Source organism: Streptomyces sp. NPDC031064 (assembly GCF_055570965.1).
On record NZ_JBVIGF010000002.1, the window covers coordinates 549,341 to 571,483 of the forward strand.

General features: G+C 70.9%; 24 protein-coding genes and 1 pseudogene. 16 read left to right on the forward strand and 9 right to left on the reverse strand.

All coding sequences use genetic code 11. The features are described 5' to 3' along the window. Positions 1-20 precede the first annotated feature (20 nt). The 3 genes and pseudogenes from ACZ46W_RS09245 to ACZ46W_RS09255 form a co-directional block, all read left to right on the forward strand. On the forward strand, positions 21-680 hold the full coding sequence (locus tag ACZ46W_RS09245) for a response regulator transcription factor (protein WP_468333791.1): 660 nt from the start codon (positions 21-23) through the stop codon (positions 678-680). Continuing rightward, positions 677-2,044 carry a sensor histidine kinase gene (locus ACZ46W_RS09250; protein WP_468333794.1) on the forward strand — a complete coding sequence of 456 codons (1,368 nt, stop codon included), beginning with the start codon at positions 677-679 and terminating at the stop codon, positions 2,042-2,044. Before ACZ46W_RS09245 ends, ACZ46W_RS09250 begins: the two co-directional genes overlap by 4 nt. Before the next feature lie 101 nt (positions 2,045-2,145). Further along, positions 2,146-2,285: pseudogene (locus ACZ46W_RS09255) on the forward strand (ATP-binding protein); the annotation flags it as partial. Positions 2,286-2,289: 4 nt separating this feature from the next. On the opposite strand, the gene ACZ46W_RS09260 reads toward ACZ46W_RS09255, so the two are convergent. The 4 genes from ACZ46W_RS09260 to ACZ46W_RS09275 all read right to left on the reverse strand — a co-directional run bounded on the left by ACZ46W_RS09260 (position 2,290) and on the right by ACZ46W_RS09275 (position 4,948). Beyond that, positions 2,290-2,766: a MarR family winged helix-turn-helix transcriptional regulator gene (locus ACZ46W_RS09260; protein WP_468333797.1), complete on the reverse strand. Its 477-nt coding sequence runs from the start codon at positions 2,764-2,766 to the stop codon at positions 2,290-2,292. Between the two features lie 123 nt (positions 2,767-2,889). Then, positions 2,890-3,663 (reverse strand): AIM24 family protein, encoded by a 774-nt coding sequence (locus ACZ46W_RS09265; protein WP_468333800.1) that lies wholly within the window; start codon positions 3,661-3,663, stop codon positions 2,890-2,892. Then, positions 3,660-4,310, reverse strand: a complete 651-nt coding sequence (locus tag ACZ46W_RS09270) for an AIM24 family protein (protein ID WP_468333802.1) — start codon at positions 4,308-4,310, stop codon at positions 3,660-3,662. The genes ACZ46W_RS09265 and ACZ46W_RS09270 overlap by 4 nt, the downstream gene beginning before the upstream one ends. Further along, positions 4,310-4,948, reverse strand: coding sequence for an AIM24 family protein (locus ACZ46W_RS09275; RefSeq protein ID WP_366127318.1), 639 nt, complete (start codon positions 4,946-4,948; stop codon positions 4,310-4,312). Before ACZ46W_RS09275 ends, ACZ46W_RS09270 begins: the two co-directional genes overlap by 1 nt. A gap of 152 nt (positions 4,949-5,100) precedes the next feature. Between ACZ46W_RS09275 and ACZ46W_RS09280 the strand changes: the two genes are divergently transcribed. From ACZ46W_RS09280 to glxA, 4 genes are all read left to right on the forward strand, one after another. Continuing rightward, complete coding sequence (locus tag ACZ46W_RS09280; protein ID WP_468333805.1) at positions 5,101-5,445, forward strand: DUF3817 domain-containing protein; 345 nt, start codon at positions 5,101-5,103, stop codon at positions 5,443-5,445. Further along, entirely contained in the window at positions 5,442-5,735 is a 294-nt protein-coding gene (locus ACZ46W_RS09285; RefSeq protein ID WP_468333808.1) for an MTH1187 family thiamine-binding protein, read from the forward strand. Before ACZ46W_RS09280 ends, ACZ46W_RS09285 begins: the two co-directional genes overlap by 4 nt. Before the next feature lie 188 nt (positions 5,736-5,923). Next, positions 5,924-7,717: a glycosyltransferase family 2 protein gene (locus ACZ46W_RS09290; protein ID WP_468333811.1), complete on the forward strand. Its 1,794-nt coding sequence runs from the start codon at positions 5,924-5,926 to the stop codon at positions 7,715-7,717. A gap of 3 nt (positions 7,718-7,720) precedes the next feature. Then, the gene (glxA, locus tag ACZ46W_RS09295) at positions 7,721-9,679 is read left to right on the forward strand and encodes a radical copper oxidase GlxA (RefSeq protein WP_468333814.1); all 1,959 of its coding nucleotides are present in this window, start codon (positions 7,721-7,723) and stop codon (positions 9,677-9,679) included. Between the two features lie 10 nt (positions 9,680-9,689). On the opposite strand, the gene ACZ46W_RS09300 is transcribed toward glxA, so the two are convergent. Then, on the reverse strand, positions 9,690-10,733 hold the full coding sequence (locus ACZ46W_RS09300; RefSeq protein WP_468333816.1) for a glycoside hydrolase family 6 protein: 1,044 nt from the start codon (positions 10,731-10,733) through the stop codon (positions 9,690-9,692). A 159-nt stretch (positions 10,734-10,892) separates the two neighbouring features. Here ACZ46W_RS09300 and ACZ46W_RS09305 point away from each other — a divergent pair, with 159 nt between their 5' ends. The 5 genes from ACZ46W_RS09305 to ACZ46W_RS09325 all read left to right on the forward strand — a co-directional run bounded on the left by ACZ46W_RS09305 (position 10,893) and on the right by ACZ46W_RS09325 (position 14,490). Beyond that, positions 10,893-11,402 (forward strand): MarR family winged helix-turn-helix transcriptional regulator, encoded by a 510-nt coding sequence (locus tag ACZ46W_RS09305; RefSeq protein ID WP_351809673.1) that lies wholly within the window; start codon positions 10,893-10,895, stop codon positions 11,400-11,402. Between the two features lie 65 nt (positions 11,403-11,467). Then, the gene (locus tag ACZ46W_RS09310) at positions 11,468-11,800 is read left to right on the forward strand and encodes a DUF3817 domain-containing protein (RefSeq protein WP_468333819.1); all 333 of its coding nucleotides are present in this window, start codon (positions 11,468-11,470) and stop codon (positions 11,798-11,800) included. Positions 11,801-11,875: 75 nt separating this feature from the next. Beyond that, positions 11,876-13,576, forward strand: a complete 1,701-nt coding sequence (locus ACZ46W_RS09315; protein WP_468333822.1) for an acyl-CoA mutase large subunit family protein — start codon at positions 11,876-11,878, stop codon at positions 13,574-13,576. 9 nt (positions 13,577-13,585) lie between these two features. Beyond that, on the forward strand, positions 13,586-13,996 hold the full coding sequence (locus ACZ46W_RS09320; RefSeq protein ID WP_468333825.1) for a hypothetical protein: 411 nt from the start codon (positions 13,586-13,588) through the stop codon (positions 13,994-13,996). Positions 13,997-13,998: 2 nt separating this feature from the next. After that, positions 13,999-14,490, forward strand: coding sequence for a GNAT family N-acetyltransferase (locus ACZ46W_RS09325; protein WP_468334717.1), 492 nt, complete (start codon positions 13,999-14,001; stop codon positions 14,488-14,490). On the opposite strand, the gene ACZ46W_RS09330 is transcribed toward ACZ46W_RS09325, so the two are convergent. Genes ACZ46W_RS09330 through ACZ46W_RS09340 form a run of 3 tightly spaced genes read right to left on the reverse strand, consistent with a single transcriptional unit; the run spans position 14,471 to position 17,205 of the window. Then, positions 14,471-15,865, reverse strand: coding sequence for a sensor histidine kinase (locus tag ACZ46W_RS09330; RefSeq protein WP_468333828.1), 1,395 nt, complete (start codon positions 15,863-15,865; stop codon positions 14,471-14,473). The two genes, ACZ46W_RS09325 and ACZ46W_RS09330, sit on opposite strands and share 20 nt — an antisense overlap. Beyond that, positions 15,862-16,551, reverse strand: coding sequence for a response regulator transcription factor (locus ACZ46W_RS09335; protein ID WP_468333831.1), 690 nt, complete (start codon positions 16,549-16,551; stop codon positions 15,862-15,864). The genes ACZ46W_RS09330 and ACZ46W_RS09335 overlap by 4 nt, the downstream gene beginning before the upstream one ends. A 27-nt stretch (positions 16,552-16,578) precedes the next feature. Further along, on the reverse strand, positions 16,579-17,205 hold the full coding sequence (locus tag ACZ46W_RS09340; RefSeq protein WP_468333834.1) for a TetR/AcrR family transcriptional regulator: 627 nt from the start codon (positions 17,203-17,205) through the stop codon (positions 16,579-16,581). A 314-nt stretch (positions 17,206-17,519) separates the two neighbouring features. Here ACZ46W_RS09340 and ACZ46W_RS09345 point away from each other — a divergent pair, with 314 nt between their 5' ends. The 4 genes from ACZ46W_RS09345 (at position 17,520) to ACZ46W_RS09360 (ending at position 21,643) form a co-directional block, all read left to right on the forward strand. Continuing rightward, the gene (locus tag ACZ46W_RS09345) at positions 17,520-18,491 is read left to right on the forward strand and encodes a tetratricopeptide repeat protein (RefSeq protein WP_468333837.1); all 972 of its coding nucleotides are present in this window, start codon (positions 17,520-17,522) and stop codon (positions 18,489-18,491) included. A 589-nt stretch (positions 18,492-19,080) separates the two neighbouring features. Beyond that, complete coding sequence (locus tag ACZ46W_RS09350) at positions 19,081-19,737, forward strand: DUF6230 family protein (protein ID WP_468333840.1); 657 nt, start codon at positions 19,081-19,083, stop codon at positions 19,735-19,737. Between the two features lie 111 nt (positions 19,738-19,848). Continuing rightward, the gene (locus tag ACZ46W_RS09355; RefSeq protein WP_468333843.1) at positions 19,849-20,379 is read left to right on the forward strand and encodes a DUF6114 domain-containing protein; all 531 of its coding nucleotides are present in this window, start codon (positions 19,849-19,851) and stop codon (positions 20,377-20,379) included. Next, positions 20,369-21,643, forward strand: coding sequence for a hypothetical protein (locus tag ACZ46W_RS09360; protein WP_468333846.1), 1,275 nt, complete (start codon positions 20,369-20,371; stop codon positions 21,641-21,643). Before ACZ46W_RS09355 ends, ACZ46W_RS09360 begins: the two co-directional genes overlap by 11 nt. A 63-nt stretch (positions 21,644-21,706) precedes the next feature. On the opposite strand, the gene ACZ46W_RS09365 is transcribed toward ACZ46W_RS09360, so the two are convergent. Beyond that, positions 21,707-22,135, reverse strand: a complete 429-nt coding sequence (locus ACZ46W_RS09365) for a hypothetical protein (RefSeq protein ID WP_468333848.1) — start codon at positions 22,133-22,135, stop codon at positions 21,707-21,709. Between the last annotated feature and the right edge of the window lie 8 nt (positions 22,136-22,143).

Here is a 22,143-nt window from a genome sequence, read left to right on the forward strand (position 1 = left end):
CCGTTTGGGACCCTGAACGCATGCGCCTGTTGATCGTGGAGGACGAGAAGCGGCTCGCCCTGTCGCTTGCCGCCGGGCTGCGGGCCGAAGGGTTCGCCGTGGATGTCGTCCACGACGGGCTGGAGGGGCTGCACCAGGCGGGGGCCGGGGCGTATGACCTGGTCGTGCTGGACATCATGCTGCCCGGCATGAACGGGTACCGCGTGTGCGCGGCGCTGCGGGCGGCCGGGAACGACGTGCCGATCCTGATGCTCACGGCCAAGGACGGCGAGTACGACGAGGCCGAGGGGCTCGACACCGGCGCGGACGACTACCTGACCAAGCCCTTCTCGTACGTGGTGCTGCTGGCCCGGGTGAAGGCCCTGCTGCGGCGGCGCGGGGGAAGCCCGTCACCGGTGCTGAGGGCCGGGGAGCTGAGTGTCGATACGGCGAGCCGGCGCGTGCGGATGGGGGACGCCGAGGTGGCGCTGACCGCCAAGGAGTTCGCCGTGCTGGAGCAGTTGGCCACCCGGGCGGGTGAGGTGGTGTCGAAGGCGGAGATCCTGGAGCACGTCTGGGACTTCGCGTACGAGGGCGATCCGAACATCGTCGAGGTGTATGTGAGCGCGCTGAGGCGGAAGCTGGGGCCGGGGGTCATCACGACGGTGCGTGGCGCCGGGTACCGGCTGGAGGAGCGGTGAGTTCCGTACGCGCCCGTACCGCGCTGGGGGCGACGCTCGTGGTCGCGCTGGCCCTGGTGGTGGCCGGGGTCGCTCTGCTGGGGGTGCTGCGGGGCAACCTCGTGGACCAGGCGGAGCTGGAGGCGGAGGTGTCGGCGCGTTCCGTGGCCTCGCAGATCGCGGGCGGGACGCCTTTCGGCAGGCTCGACCTGCCCGACGACACCGAGGAGCACCCGGTGCAGGTGGTCGACGAGGAGGGACGGGTCGTCGCGATCGGGGAGGACATCGACGCGATCTCGGGAACCGGGAGTCCCGGGACGAAGGCGGTCGCCGGGGGAGGGGAGGCGGAGACCGGGGAGGTCGGGGAGGAGGCCGCGTACTCGACCGGCGACGTCACCGTGGACGGTGACACCGCCGCGTACCGGTTCGCCGCGGTCAAGGCGTCCGGCCCGCGGGGTGAGGTCACCGTGTACGCGGGGGCGCCGCTGGCGACCGAGGCGGCGACCGTGTCCGGGGTGCGGGACGCCATGCTGGCCGCGCTGCCGTTGCTGCTGCTCGTCGTCGGGGGCGTCACCTGGCTGGTGACCCGGCGGGCGCTCAGGCCCGTCGAGGGCATCCGGCGGGAGATGGCGGCGATCACGGCGTCGGAGGACCTGTCGCGGCGCGTGCCGGAGCCGGCGACGCGCGACGAGGTGGCCCGGCTGGCGCGGACGACGAACGAGACGCTGGCCGCGCTGGAGGCGAGCGTGGAGCGGCAGCGGAGGTTCGTCGCGGACGCGTCGCACGAGCTGCGCAGCCCCATCGCGAGCCTCCGCACCCAGTTGGAGGTCGGGGCGGCCCACCCGGAGCTGCTGGACCTTCCGGGAGCGGTCGCCGACACCGTACGGCTCCAGCAGCTCGCCGCCGACCTGTTGCTGCTCGCCCGGCTGGACGCGGGGGAACGGCCCGGTCAGGGCCGGGTCGACCTGGCGGCCCTGGTACGGGAGGAGGTCGCCCAGCGGGTGGGCGACCGGGTGCCGGTGCGCGTCGAGGCGGAGCGGGCCGAGGCCGCCGGGTCGCGCGGGCAGCTCGCCCGGGTGCTGGGCAACCTGCTGGACAACGCCCAGCGGCACGCCGAGGCGGCCGTGGCCGTGACGGTGCGCCGCGAGGGCCGGCACGTCGTGCTCACCGTCGCGGACGACGGGGCCGGCGTGCCGGAGCCCGAGCGGGAGCGGATCTTCGAACGGTTCGTCCGCCTCGACGACGCCCGCAGCCGCGACGAGGGTGGTGCGGGTCTGGGGCTGGCCATCGCCCGGGATGTGGCGGTCCGGCATGGGGGCACGCTCACGGTGGGGCGTGCCCCGGAGGGTGGTGCGCTGTTCGTGTTGCGGTTGCCGGCGGGGTGAGCCGCTTCCTGCCGGGGCGTTCGCCCCGGCAGTCGGACGGAGTCCGGCGCGGCGGCCTCGAAGCCTCCGCGGCGGTGCGAGAGCCGTGCCGGGAGTGGGCCGCCCGCAGCCGCGACGGGGTGGTGCGGGTCTGGGGCTGGCCATCGCCCGGGATGTGGCGGTCCGGCATGGGGGCGCGTTGACGGTCGGGCGGGCGCCGTTGGGCGGTGCGCTGTTCGTGCTGCGCCTGCCGGGTGGGTGAGGCGCTACGGTTTGCCGCGCAGGCCCCGGAGCTGTTCGGCGATGGGTTTGAGCGACTGGCGCAGTTCTTCCAGGGCCTCGGGGCTGAGCTGGTCGATGAAGTGCCTGCGCACGGAGTCGACGTGGTGCGGCGCGACCTTCTGCATGGTCTCCATGCCGTGCTCGGTCAGCACCGCGTACAGCCCGCGCCGGTCGGACTCGCAGTTCTCCCGGCGTACCAGACCCGCGTTCTCCATACGGGTGATCTGGTGGGAGAGCCGGCTCTTGGACTGGAGCGTCGCGGCGGCCAGGTCGCTCATGCGGAGGCGTCGGTCGGGCGCCTCCGAGAGGTTGACCAGGATCTCGTAGTCGTTGTTGGTCAGGCCGAACGGCTGGAGGTCCTTCTCCAGTTGGTACGTCAGCAGCCTGTTGACGTCCAGATAGGTGCGCCAGGCGCACTGCTCGGCATCGGTCAGCCAGTTCGTGGCCGTCTCGGTCTCCATATAGGGATTCTACCTAAGAAGTTGAATTCTGGACGAAGTTGTGACGCCGGGCACTCCGGCCCCCCGTCCTCACGTCCACCTGGGTGCAGACGTTCGAGGGCGTCACACTCCGCAGACTACCGCTCACAGCCCGAAGCGACGCTGGAGGTCCCCCAGCTGTCCGGGAAGGCGCGGTGTCGAACCGTGGTGACCTTGGCCGGATCCGGACCCCGGTACTCCCGGCTCGTGCGGCACCGCACCCGTCGCCTGCTCGGGCATCAGCACCTCGGTGGACTGGAGCAGCACCGTACCGGCCCCCACGAACTCGAACTGGTGCTCCTCGCCCGACGCGCCGCCGATGCCGGTCAGCGCGCGCAGCCCGCCCATCACGCCCGTCATGTAGCCGTGGTCGTAGTGGTGGCAGGGGGAGGGGCAGTCCGCCCAGCCGACCAGCGCCTGCGGGTCGACCCGGAGCGGCGGTTCCATGAAGACCACCGGGCCGTTGGACGCGGCGACGAACTTGCCGGTGCCGATCAGGGTGAGGAAGCCCGGCACGATCGACTGCTTCAGGGCGAGGCTCGGCTGGTACGCGAGGAGGTTGCCGGCGCGGATGGTGAGGTTGCCGTCGTCCAGGTCGAAGGAGTTGACGTCGAAGGCGCGGTCCGCGAGCAGCATCTTGCCGCTGCCCTCCGCCACCACCCAGTCGCTCGCGTGGAGGGGCGAGTGGAAGCTCGTACGGACCAGGCGGTCCAGGCGGCCGTGGCCGATGCCGTTGAACTCGATCCGCCCGTAGTAGGCGATCATCTTGCCCTTCTGGAGGAACCACTGGGAGCCCTTCAGCTCCACGCAGAAGGCGTACGGATTGACGTTGTCGTCGCTCGGCAGGGTCGACGGATCGTGAATGACGGGCGTGCTCACAGCTTCTCCTCCGACGCCTGGACGTACACCACACCACTGCCGCTCAGCTCCAACTGGAACGCCTCGCCGGAGCCGCGCCCCACCATGTCGCGCCAGCCGAGCGCGGTGGAGAGCTTGTTGCGCACGTCGCCGTGGTGGGCGACGTAGGCCTGCGGGTCGACGTGCACGGGGCGGTTCGGAGTGATGGGCAGTTCGATGACCCCGCCGTGGGCCATCACCGCGACGGCGCCGTGGCCCTTGAGGGTGGTGGTGAACAGGCCCTGGCCGGTCACCTGGCCGCGCACCATACCCATGACGCCGCCCTGGGAGCCCATGAACATGGTGCCCTGCTGGAGCGTGCCGTCGAAGGCGAGCAGGCGGTCGGCCTCGACGTACAGGGTGTCGCCGGAGAGCTGGATCACCTGGATGTGGTGGCCGCCGTGCCCGAACATCACGGTGCCGCTGCCCTCGACGGTCATGAGGGGGGCCGCCTCGTCGGCCACGCGGCGGCCGATCATCGACATGACGCCGCCCTGGCCGCCCGCCATGTTCGGCGTGAAAGTGACGTCACCCCGGTAGGCCAGCATCGCGCCACGCTGGCTGAACATCTTCTGTCCGGGGGAGACGGTCGCCTCGACCATCTTCGAATTGACCTCGCGGAACGGCATCAGACGTCCCCTCCGACCGTGTTGCGCTCGCTGGGCTGTACGTACACGAGGCCGTCGCCCTCGAAGCGGATCTGGAACGCCTCGCCGCCACCCTCGCCCATCAGTGTGCGGAAGGTCACACCGGACTGGAAGTTCTGCTGGAGGTTGCCCTGGTGGGCGATGTAGGCGCCGGGGTCGACCGACAGCGGGTACTGCGGCGTGACGCGCAGCACCACGGCCGGGCCGTCCGACATGATCGCGGCCTGGCCGGAGCCCTCCACGGTGGTGGTGAACAGACCGGTCCCGGTCGCCCCGCCGCGCAGCCCGGTGAAGCTGGTGCCGGTGCGCAGCGAGGCGTCGGCGCACAGCAGGTTGCTGGACTCGACGTACAGCTTGTCGCCGTGCAGCGAGACCAGGTTGATCTCGGAGGCGCGGTCGGCGAAGTAGCAGGTGCCCTGCCCCTTCACCTCCATCATCTCCATCTGCTCGCCGGTGAGGCGGCGGGTGACCATCCCGCGGAGGCCCTCACCGCCGCCGGACATCTTCTTGAAGGCCATCTGGCCGTCGTACGCGACCATCGAGCCGTTCTTCGCTTTGACGGCGTCGCCTGTCATGTCGACGGCGAGCACTTTGCTGCCTTGGAGTCGGAACGTTGCCACGCCATGACGGTAACCGGCGGCCGGGGGTGCGAATACAGCCCTCAGGAGGATCCGGACCCTGATAAAAGGCGCGCGAGGCCGCCTGTCACAATGAACCGGACCGCTTGTGCATCGATTCACAAGATCGATCCGAACGACGAAGGTGCTTCCTCGTGGACATCAAGACCGCCGCCTCCCTCCACCGCCTCCGACTGGTCTCCGCCCCGGAGGCCGTGTCGTTCATCCTGCTGCTCGTCTGCTCGGTGCTGAAGCGCACGACGGAGTTCAACGCGGTGCCGGTCATGGGCGCGATCCACGGCGTGCTCTTCATCCTGTACGTGCTCTTCTGGCTGGACGCCTGGAACCGCACCAAGTGGGAGCTGAAGACGGCCGCCCTGTACTTCGTGCTGTCCGTGCTGCCCTTCGGCGGCTTCTTCGCCGACCGCAAGCTCAGGCGCGCCGCCGACGACGCCGTCATCGCCTCCCGCGCCCGCCGCGAGGGCACGGTGAACGCATGATCGTCGCGTTCTCCGTCACCCCGCTCGGCGTCGGCGAGGAGGTCGGCGAGTACGTCGCCGACGCGGTGCGCGTGGTCCGCGAGTCCGGCCTGCCGAACCGCACCGACGCGATGTTCACGTCCGTCGAGGGCGAGTGGGAGGAGGTCATGGACGTCGTCAGGCGCGCCGTGGCCGTGGTCGAGGCGCGCGCGCCGCGCGTCTCGCTCGTCCTGAAGGCCGACATACGGCCCGGCGTCACGGACGCGCTGACCGCCAAGGTCCAGACGGTGGAGCGCCACCTGTCCGCCTGACGCTCACTTTCGAGAACCCCGGCCCACGTGCGGGCCGGGGTTCCTCCATTCCGGTGCGCCGCGCGCCGGAGGGCGGGCTCAAACCTCCCGGCCGCGAGAAACGCCCGCTCGGACGCCTCCAGTCGACACGTCGCCAAATCTCCCCTTTCGTGGGGATATAGCGACCCGCTCCGAGAGCTGGAGGCACCGTGCGGCCCGAGGGCTACGACTACGACACCTACAGCCGACTCGCCGGTCCCCTCACGGAACCGGACCGGGCGGCGTACCAGGTCCGGTACCGCAGCCTGCTCTCCCAGGAGCCGCACCGAATACGGGCCGTCCTGCTGATGACCCTCGCACCGCTGCTCTCGGCGGTGCTGCTCGTCTACCTCGTGTGGCCCTCCCACTGGACCACCCGGGAGGGCGGCGACCGGTGGCTCGTCAGGTTCGACACCGTGATGCTCGTGTCGATCGGGCTCATCTGCCTGTTCATGCTCGTCAACGTCGTCTCCATCGCCCACGCCACGATGGTCGCCCGCGATCCCGTTCCCGTCGTCCCCCAGAAGGGCACCCGCGTCGCGTTCCTCACCACCTACGTACCGGGCAAAGAGCCGCTCTCCATGGTCCGCGCCACCCTCGAAGGGGCCGTCCGCATCACACACGACGGGCGGCTCGACGTGTGGCTGCTCGACGAGGGCGACGACGAGCAGGCCAAGGCCCTCTGCCGGGAGCTGGGCGTACGCCACTTCACCCGCGCCGGCGTCCCCGCGTGGAACCGTCCCAAGGGCGTGCACAAGGCCAGGACGAAGCACGGCAACTACAACGCCTGGATCGCCATGCACGGCGACGACTACGACTTCTTCGCCTCCGTCGACACCGACCACATACCGCTGCCCAACTTCCTGGAACGGACCCTCGGCTTCTTCCGCGACCCCGACGTGGCCTTCGTCGTCGGCCCGCAGGTGTACGGCAACTACACCTCGCCCGTCACCAAGGCCGCCGAATCCCAGCAGTTCCTCTTCCACGCGCTCATCCAGCGCGCCGGCAACCGCTACCACGCGCCCATGTTCGTGGGCACCAACAACGTCGTACGCGTCGCCGCCATCAAGCAGATCGGCGGCCTGTACGACTCGATCACCGAGGACATGGCCACCGGTTTCGAACTGCACCGCACCAAGAACCCCCGGACCGGACACCTGTGGCGCTCCGTCTACACCCCGGACGTGCTGGCGGTGGGGGAGGGGCCCGCCTCCTGGACCGACTTCTTCACCCAGCAGCTCCGCTGGTCACGGGGCACCTACGAGACCCTCTTCAAGCAGTACTGGAGGGCGTTGTTCCAACTGCCGCCGGGCCGGCTGCTCAACTACACCCTGATGCTCGTCTACTACCCGATGACGGCCGTCAACTGGTTCCTCGGCATCCTGTCCTGCGTCCTGTTCCTCTGGCTCGGCGCCTCCGGCACCCAGGTGTCCTCCTCCGTCTGGCTGATGCTCTACAGCGACGCCGCCGCCCTCCAGATCGGGCTCTACCTGTGGAACCGCCGCCACAACGTCTCGCCCCACGAACCGGAAGGGTCCGGCGGGCTGGCCGGCATGGCGATGTCCGCGCTCTGCGCACCCATCTACCTCAAGTCCCTCGCCTCGGCCGTGCTGCGCACCCGGGGCCGTTTCGTCGTCACCCCCAAGGGCGGCGAGGCGAGCTGCGACCGGCCGGCCACCTTCCGCATACACCTGTACTGGGCCGCCGTCCTGGTCGCCTCGCTCGTCGCCTCCGTCGTCCTCGACCACACGCACGCGGCCATGCGCACCTGGGCCGTCCTCGCCCTCGTCATCGCGCTCGCCCCGGTCGGCGTCTGGAGCTGGGGCCTGTACCGGGAACGCCAGGCCCACGCCCGCCTCCGCGCCCTCGAACCGAAGCCGGCCGCCCAGGCGAAACCGAAGGCGAAGCCGAAGACCGGCGACGAGCCCGAGCCCGCGTTCGCCACGACGACAGGAGGGAACTGAACCATGGCCTACCGGCCGTCGAAGAAGCTCAAGAAGACCCTGCTGGGCGGTGGAGCGGTGGTCCTGCTCGCGGGCCTCAACGCGCCGGCCGCGCTCTCCTTCGCCGAGGCGAAGTACCACGCCTACAAGATCGCCCAGCCCGGGTACAAGGCCAAGTACGGCTCCTGGCAACAGCTCGACGTGCCCGACCAGTACCGGCTCAACGCCATCCACGCCGCCCTGCTCCACACCGGCAAGGTGCTCCTCATCGCCGGCTCCGGGAACAACCAGAAGAAGTTCGACGCGGGCACCTTCGACACCATCCTGTGGGACCCGGTCAAGAACACCTTCAAGAAGATCCCGACCCCCGAGGACTTCTTCTGCGCGGGTCACAGCCAACTGCCCGACGGACGGCTCCTGGTGGCCGGCGGCACCGCCCGCTACGAGGTCCTCGACGGCGAGGTGAAGCGCGCCGGCGGCGGCATGCGCGTCAAGAACGAGAGCCCGGACAAGGCCATCACCCTCAAGAAGGGCACCGTCTTCCGCTCCCCCACGGGCGTCGAGTACGTGTCGAAGTTCGACGTGACGGTCCCCAAGGCCAAGCGCGAGTTCAAGATCTCGTACTTCACCAGCGGCCAGATGAAGCCCTGGGAGACCAAGGTCACCGCCGCCGAGGCGCGGGTCTTCGTCGAGGCGCGCAAGGAGGGCCCCAAGGCCCTGACCACCGAGGCCGCCCAGTACAAGATCCTGGGCCTCAAGGGCAAGGACGCGAACAACGTCTACGGCATCGCCCAGAAACTCACCACCGAGAAGCAGGACTTCCAGGGCATCAAGGCGGCGTACGAGTTCGACCCCAAGGCCGAGAAGTACGTCCCCGTCGCCCCCATGAAGGACGCCCGCTGGTACCCCACCCTGGTGACCCTCCAGGACGGCAGGGTGCTCGCCGTCTCCGGCCTCAACGACGTCGGTGACGTCGTCCCCGGCGACAACGAGATCTACGACCCCAGGACGAAGAAGTGGACCAAGGGCCCCTTCCGCTACTTCCCCACCTACCCGGCGCTCTTCCTCACCCAGGGCGGCAAACTCTTCTACACCGGCTCCAACGCCGGCTACGGGCCCGCCGAGAAGGGCCGCGTACCCGGCCTGTGGGACCTGAAGAAGAACACCTTCCAGGAGATCAGGGGCATCACCGACCCCGACCAGCTCGAAACCTCCGCCTCCCTGCTCCTGCCGCCCGCCCAGGACCAGAAACTGATGGTGCTCGGCGGCGGCGGGGTCGGCGAGTCCGAACTGTCCACCGCCCGCACGGCGCTCATCGACCTCAAGGCCGCCAGACCCGCCTTCCGCAAAGGCCCCTCCCTGCCGCAGGGCACCCGCTACCTGAGCAGCGTGCTCCTCCCGGACGACACCGTCTTCACGACCGGCGGGTCGGAGCGGTACCGGGGCCGTGACGCCAGCGACATCCTCAAGGCGCAGTTCTACGAGCCGAGGACCGACTCCTTCCGCGAGGCCGCCGAACCGACCGTGGGCCGCAACTACCACTCGGAGGCGCTGCTGCTGCCCGACGGGCGGGTGGCGACGTTCGGTTCCGACCCGCTGTTCAGCGACAAGGACAACACCAAGCTGGGCACCTTCGAGCAGCGCGTGGAGATCTTCACCCCGCCCTACCTGCACGGCGGCGGCGCCGAGGCGCGGCCGGTGCTGGGCGAGGGCCCGCAGGAGCTCGACCAGAACGGCCGGGCCACCTTCCGCACCAAGGACGCCGCCCGCATCACCAAGGCGCGCCTGATGCGGCCCAGCGCGGTGACGCACACGACGGACGTGGAGCAGCGCTCCATCGAGCTGGGCCTGACCAAGGGCGCGGACTCGATCACCGTCCAGGCGCCGCTGGACAGGACGCTGGTCCCGCCCGGTTGGTACATGCTGTTCGTGGTCGACAAGGACGGCCGGCCGTCGGTGGCGAAGTGGGTGCGGGTCGACTGAGCCGGACGGGTCAGCCCTTGGCCCGGCTCGCCAGGCCCAGCGCGTACTCCGGCCACCAGGTCCCGGCCGCCGGTCCGCCCCGGCAGGTGCCGTCCGACTCGCCCGGACGCTTCACCCACAGGTAGGCGTCCACCCGCTCGTCGCCCGTGTGCTCGGTCGGCGGCGTGCCCAGCGCCCGCCCCGGCGGGTTGCACCAGGCCTCCTCGCCGTCGCCCGGGAGCGGTCCCGCGCCGTTGCGGCTGGTGTCGACGACGAAGTGGGCGCCGTCCAGGAGCCCGGACAGCTCCGTGCCGAAGTTGGTGACCGTCGGCGTGGTCTGGAAGTTCGACGTGTTCAGCGCGAAGCCGTCCGCCCTGCCCACGCCGGCCCGCCGCAGCGGCTCCACCAGTTGACCCGGGTCCTTGATCCACGCCGGGTTGCCCGCGTCCAGGTACACCTTGGTGTGCGGCTGGCGCTTGAGCCGGTCCACCGCCTCGGAGAGCAGCCGGTAGCGCTCCTCGTGGTGCTGGGCGGGCGTGCAGCCGTCCACCACGTGCGGCACGGCGTCCGGCTCCAGGACGACGATGGCGGGCGCGTTCCCGATGGCCTCGGCGAACGAGCCGATCCACTCCCGGTACGCCTCCGCGCTCGCCGCGCCGCCCGCCGAGTACAGGCCGCAGTCGCGGTGGGGGATGTTGTACGCGACGAGGACGACCGTCTTGTTCTTCGGCGCCGCGTCGCGCACGGCCCGCAGGATGTCGGCCGTGGTGTTGTTCCAGGCGGGCCACAGGGCGGTGGGCCGTTCGGAGATCCGCCGCAGGAGCTTGGCCTCCTCGGTGCGGCCCTGCGCCTGGTACGCCTTGACCTGGCGGGCGGCGGCGCTGTCGGGGTCCACCCAGAACGGCGAGCCGTTGGCGGGTGCGCTGCGGCCCACGGGCTCCTGGGCGGAGCCCTCCTCGCCCCGGGCGCCGCCCGTGCCGCCGGGCGCGCAGCCGGTGGCGGTCAGCGCGGTGGCGGCCAGCGCGGCGGCCAGGAGCAGGGTGGTGCGTACGCGGAACGATCCGTGGCCGGACATCCAGCCCCCTCGTATGGCTGTGAGCGGCGGACTAACAGACCGGGCAATCGTTACATAACGGTCACTGGGTGCCGTGCTGCGACACCGCGCCGTCACGGTGGAGGACCGAACAGCGAGACGGGGCTGACCAGCATGTGACCAGTCGGTAAGGTCGACGACGTGCCGAAACCGCTCAGTCTCCCCTTCGACCCCATCGCCCGTGCCGACGAGCTCTGGCAGCGCCGCTGGGGGCCCGTCCCCTCCATGGCCGCCATCACCTCGATCATGCGCGCGCACCAGATCCTGCTCGCGGAGGTCGACGCGGTGGTCAAGCCCTACGGGCTGACCTTCGCCCGGTACGAGGCGCTGGTGCTGCTCACCTTCTCCAAGGAGGGCGAGCTGCCGATGTCCAAGATCGGCGAGCGGCTGATGGTCCACCCCACGTCCGTGACCAACACGGTCGACCGCCTGGTGAAGTCCGGCCTGGTGGCCAAGCGCCCCAACCCCAACGACGGGCGCGGCACCCTCGCCTCCATCACCGACAAGGGCCGCGAGGTCGTCGAGGCGGCGACGGCGGACCTGATGGCGATGGACTTCGGCCTGGGCGTGTACGACGCCGAGGAGTGCGCGGAGATCTTCGCGATGCTGCGGCCGCTGCGGATCGCGGCGCACGACTTCGAGGAGAAGTGACCCCCCTCGCCTACGGGGGGTCCCCGCGCGAAGATCGCCCGGAACGTGACGTTACGCTCGACGTCATGAAGAGGAGCGTGCTGACCCGCTACCGGGTCATGGCCTATGTGACCGCCGTCATGCTGCTCGTGCTCTGCACGTGCATGGTGTTCAAGTACGGGTTCGACACGGGCGAGGACGTGACCTTCATGGTCTCCCAGGCCCACGGCGTCCTCTACATCATCTACCTGATCTTCGCCTTCGACCTGGGCTCCAAGGCCCGGTGGAAGTTCGGCAAGCTCCTGTGGGTCCTGCTCTCCGGGACGATCCCCTTCGCCGCCTTCTTCGTCGAGCGCAAGGTCGTCCAGGACGTGGAGCCGCTGCTCGCGGACGCCTCCCCGGCGGTCGCCAAGGCCTGACGCCCACGGCCGTACGCCACGCGTACGGCCGTCGGCCATCGACATTTACTAGGACGTCCTAGTAAATTCGAAGGTATGGACGCTGACGCCATCGAGGAAGGCCGCCGACGCTGGCAGGCCCGCTACGACGCCGCCCACAAGCGCGACGCCGACTTCACCACGCTCTCCGGCGACCCCGTGGAGCCCGTCTACGGGCCCCGGCCCGGGGACACCTACGACGGCTTCGAGCGGATCGGCTGGCCCGGTGAGTACCCCTTCACCCGTGGCCTGTACCCGACGGGCTACCGGGGCCGCACCTGGACCATCCGCCAGTTCGCCGGCTTCGGCAACGCCGAGCAGACCAACGAGCGCTACAAGATGATCCTCGGCAACGGCGGCGGCGGCCTGTCCGTCGCCTTCGACATGCCGACCCTCATGGGCCGCGACTCCGACGACCCGCGCTCGCTGGGCGAGGTCGGCCACTGCGGCGTCGCCATCGACTCCGCCGCCGACATGGAGGTCCTCTTCAAGGACATCCCCCTCGGCGACGTCACCACGTCCATGACCATCTCCGGTCCGGCCGTGCCCGTCTTCTGCATGTACCTCGTCGCCGCCGAACGGCAGGGCGTCGACCCGGGCGTCCTCAACGGCACCCTCCAGACGGACATCTTCAAGGAGTACATCGCCCAGAAGGAGTGGCTCTTCCAGCCCGAGCCCCACCTCCGGCTCATCGGCGACCTGATGGAGCACTGCGCCCGCAACATCCCGGCGTACAAGCCGCTCTCGGTCTCCGGCTACCACATCCGCGAGGCGGGCGCGACGGCGGCGCAGGAGCTGGCGTACACCCTCGCCGACGGCTTCGGGTACGTCGAACTGGGCCTGAGCCGCGGCCTGGACGTGGACGTCTTCGCGCCCGGCCTGTCGTTCTTCTTCGACGCGCACGTCGACTTCTTCGAGGAGATCGCCAAGTTCCGCGCCGCCCGCCGCATCTGGGCCCGCTGGATGAAGGAGGTGTACGGCGCGAAGACGGACAAGGCGCAGTGGCTGCGGTTCCACACCCAGACCGCGGGCGTCTCGCTCACCGCCCAGCAGCCGTACAACAACGTCGTCCGCACGGCCGTCGAGGCCCTCGCGGCCGTCCTCGGCGGTACCAACTCCCTGCACACCAACGCCCTCGACGAGACCCTCGCCCTGCCCAGCGAGCAGGCCGCCGAGATCGCCCTGCGCACCCAGCAGGTGCTGATGGAGGAGACCGGCGTCGCCAACGTCGCCGACCCGCTGGGCGGTTCCTGGTACGTCGAGCAGCTCACCGACCGCATCGAGGCCGACGCCGAGAAGATCTTCGACCGGATAAAGGAGCGGGGCCTGCGCGCCCACCCCGACGGGCAGCACCCCATCGGGCCCATCACCTCCGGCATCCTGCGCGGCATCGAGGACGGCTGGTTCACCGGCGAGATCGCCGAATCCGCCTTCCGCTACCAGCAGGCCCTGGAGAAGGGCGACAAGCGGGTCGTCGGCGTCAACTGCCACCACGGCTCGGTCACCGGCGACCTGGAGATCCTCCGGGTCAGCCACGAGGTCGAGTGGGAGCAGGTCCGGGTCCTCGGCGAGCGCAAGGCGCGCCGCGACGACGCCCGCGTGCGGGCCGCCCTGGACGGGATGCTGGCCGCCGCGCGGGACGGGTCCAACATGATCGGGCCCATGCTGGACGCCGTGCGGGCGGAGGCCACGCTCGGCGAGATCTGCGACGCCCTGCGGGACGAGTGGGGCACGTACACCGAGCCGCCGGGCTTCTAGGCTGGGCGTATGACAGTCCTCCCCGTACCGGTCCCCGGCGTGGCCGTCCGCTACTGGTACGTGGGCGCCTGCGGGCCGTTCGCTCTGTTCGACGCGGACTTCGAGCCGCCGGGACCGGACGGGGAGAGCGAGTTCCTCAACCTGGTCCCGGCGCGACTGCTGCCGCCCGAGTACGCGCACGCCCTGTGGGAGGGCGTCCAGGAGGGCCTCGGCGGCACCGCCGCCGCCGTCCTGCTCACCCACGGGCGCCACCACGAGGTCGACTCCTCCGAGCGGGCCTTCCGGCAGGCCGGCGAGATGGCCGGCCGCGCCGCGCTCGTACGGGCCGGGCTGCTGCCCCCGGAGGAGGGGCCACCCGAGCGGTTCGTACGGGCCCCGGCGGCGCGCGCCAGGCCCGGGAAGGGCATGCTGGGCCGATGAAGATCAGCATCAGGGAAGCCACCGCGGACGACTGGCCCGCCATCTGGCCGTTCTTCCACCGGATCGTCGCCGCCGGTGACACCTTCACCTACCCGCTCGACCTGGGGCAGGAGGAGGGCCGCGACTGGTGGCTGCTCGCCGCGCCGAACCGTACGGTGGTCGCCGTCGACGACGGGACCGGCACCGTCCTCGGCACGGCGAAGATGAACCGCAACCAGGGCGGCAACGGCGCGCACATCGCCAGCGCCAGCTACATGACCGACCCGGCGTACGGCGGCCGGGGCGTGGGCCGGGCCCTCGTCGAGTACACGCTGGAGTGGGCACGGGAGGCCGGCTTCCGGGGCATGCAGTTCAACGCGGTCGTGGAGACCAACGTCCACGCGGTACGGCTGTACGAGGGGATCGGCTTCGGGATCGTCGGCACGGTCCCGGACGCGTTCAAGCACCCCACGGAAGGGTACGTCGGGCTGCACGTCATGTACCGGCCCCTGTAGGGAGCGTCAGACGGAACAGGGCGCCACCGCCGGGCGCGTTCCCGGCGGTGAGCTCCGCGCCGTGCGCCCGGGCGATCTGGCGGGCCATCGCCAGGCCGAGGCCCGAACCGGGCAGGGCGCGCGCCGCTTCGGCACGGTAGAAGCGGTCGAAGACGTACGGCAGGTCGTCCGGCGCGATACCGGGGCCGTGGTCCCGGACGGTCAGCTCCCGGCCGCTCAGCTCCACTTCGACGGGCGCCCCGCCGGGCGGACTGAACTTGGCGGCGTTGTCCAGCAGGTTGGTCAGCAGCCGGGACAACCGGGCGGGCACACCCGGCAGGGTCAGGGCCGCCCCGGCGTCGTCCGTCCGGAGCGTGAAGGCCACCTGGGGCCAGTGCGTACGGGCGGTGGCCACCGCGTGCTCCAGCAGCGCCGCCGGGCGCACCTCCTCCACCAGGGGCCGCGGCTCCTCGTCCCGGGCCAGCTCGATCAGGTCGCCCACCAGGCCGGTCACCTCGCGCACCTGGCGGCCCAGCGCGGCCGACGCCCGCTCGCGCTGCGCCGGGGAGAGCCGGTCGGCGCGGGCCAGCAGCTCGGCGTTGGTCCTGAGGGCGGTGAGCGGGGTGCGCAGCTCGTGCGAGGCGTCCGCGACCAGCCGGCGCTGCGCGGTCACCGACCGCTCCAGCTCGTCCAGCATCGCGTTGAACGTGGCGGCCAGCCGCGTCACCTCGTCCTCCCGGCCGGGCGGACCCTCCGGCAGTTCGATGCGGTGCCGTGGGTCGCGGGTCGAGGCGATCCGCTCGGCGGTGGCGGTGAGCCGGGCGACCGGGGCCAGCCCGGCCCGGGACACGCCGTAGCCCAGGGCCGCCGCCAGCAGCACCCCGGCGCCGCCCGCCCCGGCGAGCAGCCCGGCCGCCTGCCGCACGCCGTGGGCCACCGTGTCGGCGCGCAAAGCCACCTGGAGGGCCTTGCCCTCGCCGAACGGGGTGGTGAGCATCCGCCCCGGATACCGCCCGTCCAGCGTGACGTTGCTGAAGTACGCCGCCCGCCGCCCCGCCGCGACCTCCCGTACCGGCGCGGTGACCGGCAGGACGTACCGCTCCGGGGGGTCGCCCTGCGCCCGGGCCGGTTGCGCCAGGACGATCTGCGCGCACGCGGGCGCCGCCAGGAACCGGCACTCGCCGGCCAGCACACCGGGCGGCTCGCCCTTGTACCGCTGGTTCACCAGGGTCGCCGACTGGGTGAGGTTCAGGTCCAGTTGGTGGTACATCGCGTACCGGATGACGAAGAACGCCGCCGTGCACACGCCCACCGCGACCAGCGCGACCGCCGCCGACGCCGCCACCGCCAGCCGCGTACGCAGCGGCCGCCGCCTCCGCCACCGCGCCGCGCTCACGACTCGTCCAGCCGGTATCCGACGCCGTGCACCGTGTGGACCAGGCGCGGTTCGCCGGCCGCCTCCAGTTTGCGGCGCAGGTAGCCGACGTACACGGCCAGCGAGTTGGAGTCCGGCCCGAAGTCCCGGCCCCACACCCGCTCCAGGATCAGCTCCCGGGGCAGCACCTGGCGCGGGTGGCGCAGCAGCAGGTCCAGCAGGGCGAACTCGGTACGGCTGAAGACCAGGGGCCGCCCGGCCCGGGTGCCGGTCCGGGTGGCGGGATCCACCACGAGGTCCGCGAAGGACAGTTCGGCCTCCGGCCCGGCCGGCTCCGGCGCCGACCGCCGCAGCAGCGCGCGTACCCGCGCGGTCAGCTCGTCCAGGGCGAACGGCTTCACCAGGTAGTCGTCGGCGCCCGCGTCCAGCCCGTCGACCCGTTCGCTCACCGAGTCCAGCGCGGTCAGCACGATGACCGGCGTACGGTCGCCGAGCGCGCGGAGCCGCCGGCACACCGCCAGCCCGTCCAGCACCGGCATCATCACGTCCAGCACGATCACGTCCGGCTGCCGGCCGGCCACCTCCGACAGCGCCGCCAGACCGTCCGCCGCGCCCCGGACCTCGTACCCCTCCACGGCCAGGCCGTCCTCGACGGCCGCCCGTACCTCCGGATCGTCGTCCACGACCAGGACCTTCGCTGCGCTCATACGGCACACCCTGCCAAAAGCGCGCCGTCAGGTCTGAGCCGCCGCCCCCAGGCCGCCCAGCAGCAGGGCGGTGAAGCGCTGGACCCACTGGGTGTCCACGGGTTCGGCGCTCACCAGCGCCCGGTGGACCACGGCGCCCGCGATCACGTCGAAGATCAGGTCGTCGGTGCCGGTGGTGGACGCCGGGTTCGCGGGCAGTTCCCCGCGGGCCTGGGCGCGCCGCCGGCCCGCCAGGACGAGTCGCTTCTGCCGGTCCACGATGGAGGTGCGGATCCGCTCGCGCAGCGGTTCGTCGCGGGTGGACTCGGCGATCACGGCCATGAGCGCCGTCTTGGTCTCGGGCCGCTCCAGCAGCGCCGCGAACTGGAGCACCACGCCTTCGATGTCGGCCATGAGACTGCCGCGGTCGGGGAGTTCGAGTTCGTCGAAGAGGACGGCGACGGCGTCCACGACGAGTTCGTTCTTGCTCGCCCAGCGCCGGTACAGGGTCGTCTTGGCGACTCCGGCGCGGCCGGCGACGTCCCCCATCGTCAGCTTGGACCAGCCCAGCTCGACCAGGGCCGCCCGGGTCGCCTCCAGTATCGCGGCGTCGGCCGCCGCCGAGCGGGGGCGGCCGCCGGTACGGCCGCGGGGGGAGGTGGAGCTGCTGCACATGACGCTCGACCATACCGGCGAGTACGCCCGGTGTTACCGGTCCGTACGTGTGAGGCAGTTCACCGGGGGGTGCGGGTCCCCGGCGGGAGGGATCGGGGTTACGCTACGACCCGTAGCGAAAGGCTTTGAGCGGCCCGAGCGACAACCACTGGCGCCAGGGTGGGGACCCGGCGCCGAAAACATCTGCTGGATCGCGTACGTCCGTACGCCCCGCACACCGGCGGGGGGCGCGCGGGCGGGCGCGGTTCGGCCGTGGGGCCACCGGTTCGGCCATGGCTTACCGGTTACGCGCGCGGAAGGGGGAGGATGTACCCATGCAGCCTAGGAACATGTCCATGAGCGGCGTCGTCGACCTCGCCGCGGTGAAGGCGGCCGGAGAGGCCAAGGCGAAGGCGGAGCAGGCACGCGCCGAGGCCGCCCGGCGGGGCGGCGGCGGAGCGGTGCCCCCGTCGGCCCTGGTGATCGACGTCGACGAGGCGGGGTTCGAGCGCGACATCCTCCAGCGTTCCACCGAGGTCCCGGTCGTCATCGACTTCTGGGCCGAGTGGTGCGAGCCGTGCAAGCAGCTCGGTCCGCTGCTGGAGCGGCTGGCCGTCGAGTACAACGGCCGGTTCGTGCTCGCCAAGATCGACGTCGACGCCAACCAGATGCTGACGCAGCAGTTCGGGGTCCAGGGGATCCCGGCCGTCTTCGCGGTCGTGGCCGGCCAGCCGCTGCCCCTCTTCCAGGGCGCGGCGCCCGAGGCGCAGATCCGGCAGACCCTGGACCAGCTCATCCAGGTCGGCGAGGAGCGGTTCGGCCTCACCGGCATCACGGTCGACGCGGACGCCGCCGCCGGTTCCGCCGCGGCCCCGGCGCAGCCGGCCGGCCCGTACGACGGTCTGCTGGAGGCGGCGGCGCGCGCGCTGGACGCCAACGACCTCGGGGGCGCGATCCAGGCGTACAAGAACGTCCTGGTCGACGACCCGGGCAACACCGAGGCCAAGCTCGGCCTCGCCCAGGCGGAACTGCTCTCCCGGGTCCAGGGCATGGACCCGCAGGCGGTCCGCAAGAACGCGGCGGACGCCCCGGCGGACGTCCAGGCCCAGCTCGCCGCCGCCGACCTGGACCTGGTGGGCGGGCACGTGGAGGACGCGTTCGGCCGGCTCGTCGACACGGTGAGCCGTACGGCGGGTGACGACCGGGACGCGGCGCGGCTGCGGCTGCTGGAGCTCTTCGAGGTGATCGGTCCCGAGGACCCGCGCGTGATCAAGGCCCGTGCGGCGCTGGCGAGGGTGCTGTTCTGACGCGCCGGCTCCCTGGCGGGAGCGTCGGCGATTTGGCGACACAGTGACAAAACGCGGCCGTGCTTTACCAAAGTTTGGTAAACACGGCCGCTGTTACTTGCAGTAAATCAACACCTTCTTTATGTCCGGCTTTTGCCGATGAAATCCGCTTCTGTCGAACCGGCGGGTAGCACCCTGAGTGCCCGCCCGACATCACCCCGTCGTGGCCTGGTTATCCACCCGTTACTAGTGGGTAACGACGGCCCTTGTGTCGAAGCCGTGAATGGACCACGATCGGCCACGCTCGGTCCAATCCCGTACCAGCCCGGCAACCAGCCGCGCCGCACGGGAGCGGGTCCCCACCGAGTGGGCCGGCACACCTGACCGCCGGCCCCGGACAGGGGGGTTCCTGCCCATCCGGCAGGGCCTGTCCAAGCAGGGTTGCGCGAAGGCGTGGCCAGTGGTTGTCGCTCGGGGGTGATCGCCGGTGATCCGGACGCGGCTCGCGCCTGATCCACGGGCGCTCTCCTTCCCGAGGACGTAGCACTTCTCCCATCCCAGGACGGGCTTCGGCCCCTCCGGAGATGTACGTCCGAGAAGGAGGAAATCTATGAAGTCCCAGGTTCGCGGTGGGACCAGATGGAAGCGGTTCGCCGTTGTCATGGTGCCGAGCGTGGCCGCGACGGCCGCGATAGGCATCGGCCTGGCCCAGGGAGCGCTGGCGGCGTCGTTCAGCATCTCCGGCCAGGAGTTCAAGGTTAAGGCGAAGAGCCTCGAGGGCACCGACTTCGTCCAGTACGGCAGCATCGTCAAGGGCAAGGACCTCGAGGGCAAGGGCTTCTGGGAGCCCGTGGCGGTCTCGGGCTTCAGCGAGGCCTACATCACGGACATGTGCCAGTCCGTGGTGACGCCGGTGCCGTTCCTCGGCAACGTCAGCCTGGAGCTGCGGGCGGGTAACTCCGCAGCGGCGAAGAACGGCGACAAGGACCAGCAGGTCTACGCCAAGGACATCTACCTGGATGTCTCGGCACTCGACGCCGACGCCGAGTTCGGCAACATCGACATCGGTGTGGCCGCCGGTGCGCTGAAGGACCCGGGCATCCAGCCCGGCACCGAGGCCAACAAGAACGGCTTCGCGCAGCGCGCGAAGACCGCGAAGCTCACGAACGTCGAGCAGAAGGCCTGGGCGACCACGGCGGGCACCTTCCGGCTGCCCGACCTCAGCCTGAAGCTGCACAAGGGCACCAAGGAGTGCTTCTCCGACTAGTGCTCGCCGGGCGGGCCGGAGCCGCGCGTGCCGCGGCCCCGCCCGTTCGGGTCCTTGTCGCGACTTTTCACCAATCTTCTCAGCACCACCGCTTCCAGGGAGCTGTTTTCCATGAGCGCCGAGTCCACTGGTTCCCGCGGATTCACCTACTGGCGGCTGCGCTTCCGGGCGTGGCGGGGCAACCGGCCTTTCTGGGGCGGTCTGTTCACCATGATCGGTGGTCTGCCGATCGCCTATCTGCCGTACGCCGACCTCCGACTCGGCAACATGACGATCGCCATGGCCACCACGGCCGGCGCGGGTTCGCTGATCATCGGCGTCCTGCTGGTCACCCTGGGCCTGACGATGTGGTTCCACTCCGTCGTCCGGGTCTTCGCGGGTGTCGCCGCGATCGTCCTGGCGCTCGTGTCCCTGCCGGTGGCCAACATCGGAGGGTTCCTCATCGGTTTCCTGTTCGCCCTGATAGGTGGCGCCCTGTCAGCCTCGTGGGCGCCCGGTGAACCGGCGAAGGAAACGGCCGAGGAAGCAGAAGCGCCCGAACGCGACGGTGAGCGAGCCGACGAACTGTCGGCCGTGACCCCGCAGAGCAACGCGACCGACAGCACGATCGACGCCAACGGCGGGAGGAACAGTGCGGGGTGACGAAACTCAGCCGGCGATCAGAAAGGGGCCGCGTCACGCGGCCCCCAGGAAGTCGCTGCTGACCAAGCTTCAGGCACCGGCGGGCAAGGCGATGGCCCTGGCCGCGATGCCCACCGCCGTACTCGTCGGTCTCGGTATGACGCCCAAGCTCGCCCTCGCCGACGAGAAGGACATCCCCTTCGCGCCCGGTCCGTGCGTGACGCGGTCCGACGAGCCGTCGGAGTCGGAGAAGCCGAAGGAGACCGAGTCCCCGACGCCCAAGCCGTCGCAGAGCGCGACCGAGACCCCGGGGGCGGACGAGGAGAAGGAGCCGATACCCGGCGCCAGCCCGTCCGCGAGCGAGACGCAGAAGGAGACCACCGAGCCGAAGGCCGGCGAGACGAAGCCGCCCGCCACGAGCCCGACCCCCTCCGCGACTCCCACCCCCACGCCCACCCCCACCGAGTCCAAGAACCCCCTGGACCCGCTGGGTGTCGGCGACGCGATCAAGGACTTCTTCGACGGCCCCGACAAGGAGGAGCCGGCGGCGACCCCGTCGACCACCGCGCCCACCACGGCCGCGCCGACCACACCGCCCCCGTCGGACGGGCCCACCACGGAGCCGCCGGCCAACCCCGCGGAGAAGCCGGCCGAGAAGGACGACGAGGTCGTCGACAAGACCAAGGAAGCGATCAAGGACGCCGCCGACAAGGCCGGCGCCGAGGTCGAGGAGCTGCCCGAGGACGTCAAGGGGCTCGACCCCAAGAAGGACGAGGACATCCCGGACGGCGCCAAGCCGCGCTTCCCCTGCCCGACCCCCGACCCGGAGGCCCTCGCCGCCGCCGAGCTGGAGCCCGGCATCCCGCTGCTCCCCGACGAGCCGTGGAAGCTGGAGAGCACCAGGCTCACCCTGCGGGGCCTGGACTACCACGGCATCGTGGAGGTCAAGACCTACGGCGGCAAGGTCAAGAAGGTCCTGAAGTTCACCGCGAGCGAGGTCGACATCAAGGACCTCCACCAGCTCACGGTCCACTCCGAGGGCCACACGGGCCACGTGACCTCCCGCCCGGGCTCCGAGTCCACCATCCGGGGCGGCACGGTGACGATGTACACGGAGGAGCTGAAGGGCAACCTCTTCGGCCTCATCCCGATCACCTTCAGCCCCGAGACCCCGCCCCCGCTGAACGTTCCCTTCGCGTTCTTCACGGACGTGAAGGTGACCCAGGCGGGCCAGTTCGGCGGCACGCTGACGGTGCCGGGTCTGAAGAACTTCATCGAGGGCTGACCGAACCAGTGGGCCGCACCTCCTCCATGGGAGGTGCGGCCCACAGTCGTACACGGGGGCGGGTCAGCCCTCCGTCCCGCCCCCCGGCTCCTGCGACGGCCGGGTCGTCTCCGAGACGGCCTGCGCCAGATGCAGGGCAAGGGAGTCGACGTCCTCACGGAAGAAGCCCACAGCGTGGTGGAAGGGCTCCTCCGAGAAATGCCGGCCCTTGACGAGGAACATCGTCGCGACCGTCGTGAGCGCGCTGTGCAGGACGTGCAGCCGATGGAGGTCCAGGCGGAGCTCCCCCGGCGCCTCGCGGAGCTCGCGCAGGCGGCGGATCAGCTCCTCGACCTCCGCACGGTCGGCTCCCACCTGCACAGTCAGGGCCTCGTCCCCGAGGCCCCGGCTCCTGAGGGTCTCGAGCGCGTTGCCGATGGCGGCCGCCTGTGACGGCGCGAGTCGTACTGCGTAGTCCTCGCCTTCGAGGACTACGCGGATCTGTGCTCTCATTGCGTTCT

Excerpts from the sequence above, each read along its gene's own strand:
- ACZ46W_RS09245 (WP_468333791.1), top strand. The coding sequence starts at position 21 with ATGCGCCTGTTGATCGTGGAGGACGAGAAGCGGCTCGCCCTGTCGCTT.
- ACZ46W_RS09260 (WP_468333797.1), bottom strand. The coding sequence starts at position 2,766 with ATGGAGACCGAGACGGCCACGAACTGGCTGACCGATGCCGAGCAGTGC.
- ACZ46W_RS09270 (WP_468333802.1), bottom strand. The coding sequence starts at position 4,310 with ATGCCGTTCCGCGAGGTCAATTCGAAGATGGTCGAGGCGACCGTCTCC.
- ACZ46W_RS09285 (WP_468333808.1), top strand. The coding sequence starts at position 5,442 with ATGATCGTCGCGTTCTCCGTCACCCCGCTCGGCGTCGGCGAGGAGGTC.
- glxA (WP_468333814.1), top strand. The coding sequence starts at position 7,721 with ATGGCCTACCGGCCGTCGAAGAAGCTCAAGAAGACCCTGCTGGGCGGT.
- ACZ46W_RS09300 (WP_468333816.1), bottom strand. The coding sequence starts at position 10,733 with ATGTCCGGCCACGGATCGTTCCGCGTACGCACCACCCTGCTCCTGGCC.
- ACZ46W_RS09310 (WP_468333819.1), top strand. The coding sequence starts at position 11,468 with ATGAAGAGGAGCGTGCTGACCCGCTACCGGGTCATGGCCTATGTGACC.
- ACZ46W_RS09315 (WP_468333822.1), top strand. The coding sequence starts at position 11,876 with ATGGACGCTGACGCCATCGAGGAAGGCCGCCGACGCTGGCAGGCCCGC.
- ACZ46W_RS09320 (WP_468333825.1), top strand. The coding sequence starts at position 13,586 with ATGACAGTCCTCCCCGTACCGGTCCCCGGCGTGGCCGTCCGCTACTGG.
- ACZ46W_RS09335 (WP_468333831.1), bottom strand. The coding sequence starts at position 16,551 with ATGAGCGCAGCGAAGGTCCTGGTCGTGGACGACGATCCGGAGGTACGG.
- ACZ46W_RS09340 (WP_468333834.1), bottom strand. The coding sequence starts at position 17,205 with ATGTGCAGCAGCTCCACCTCCCCCCGCGGCCGTACCGGCGGCCGCCCC.
- ACZ46W_RS09345 (WP_468333837.1), top strand. The coding sequence starts at position 17,520 with ATGCAGCCTAGGAACATGTCCATGAGCGGCGTCGTCGACCTCGCCGCG.
- ACZ46W_RS09350 (WP_468333840.1), top strand. The coding sequence starts at position 19,081 with ATGAAGTCCCAGGTTCGCGGTGGGACCAGATGGAAGCGGTTCGCCGTT.
- ACZ46W_RS09355 (WP_468333843.1), top strand. The coding sequence starts at position 19,849 with ATGAGCGCCGAGTCCACTGGTTCCCGCGGATTCACCTACTGGCGGCTG.
- ACZ46W_RS09365 (WP_468333848.1), bottom strand. The coding sequence starts at position 22,135 with ATGAGAGCACAGATCCGCGTAGTCCTCGAAGGCGAGGACTACGCAGTA.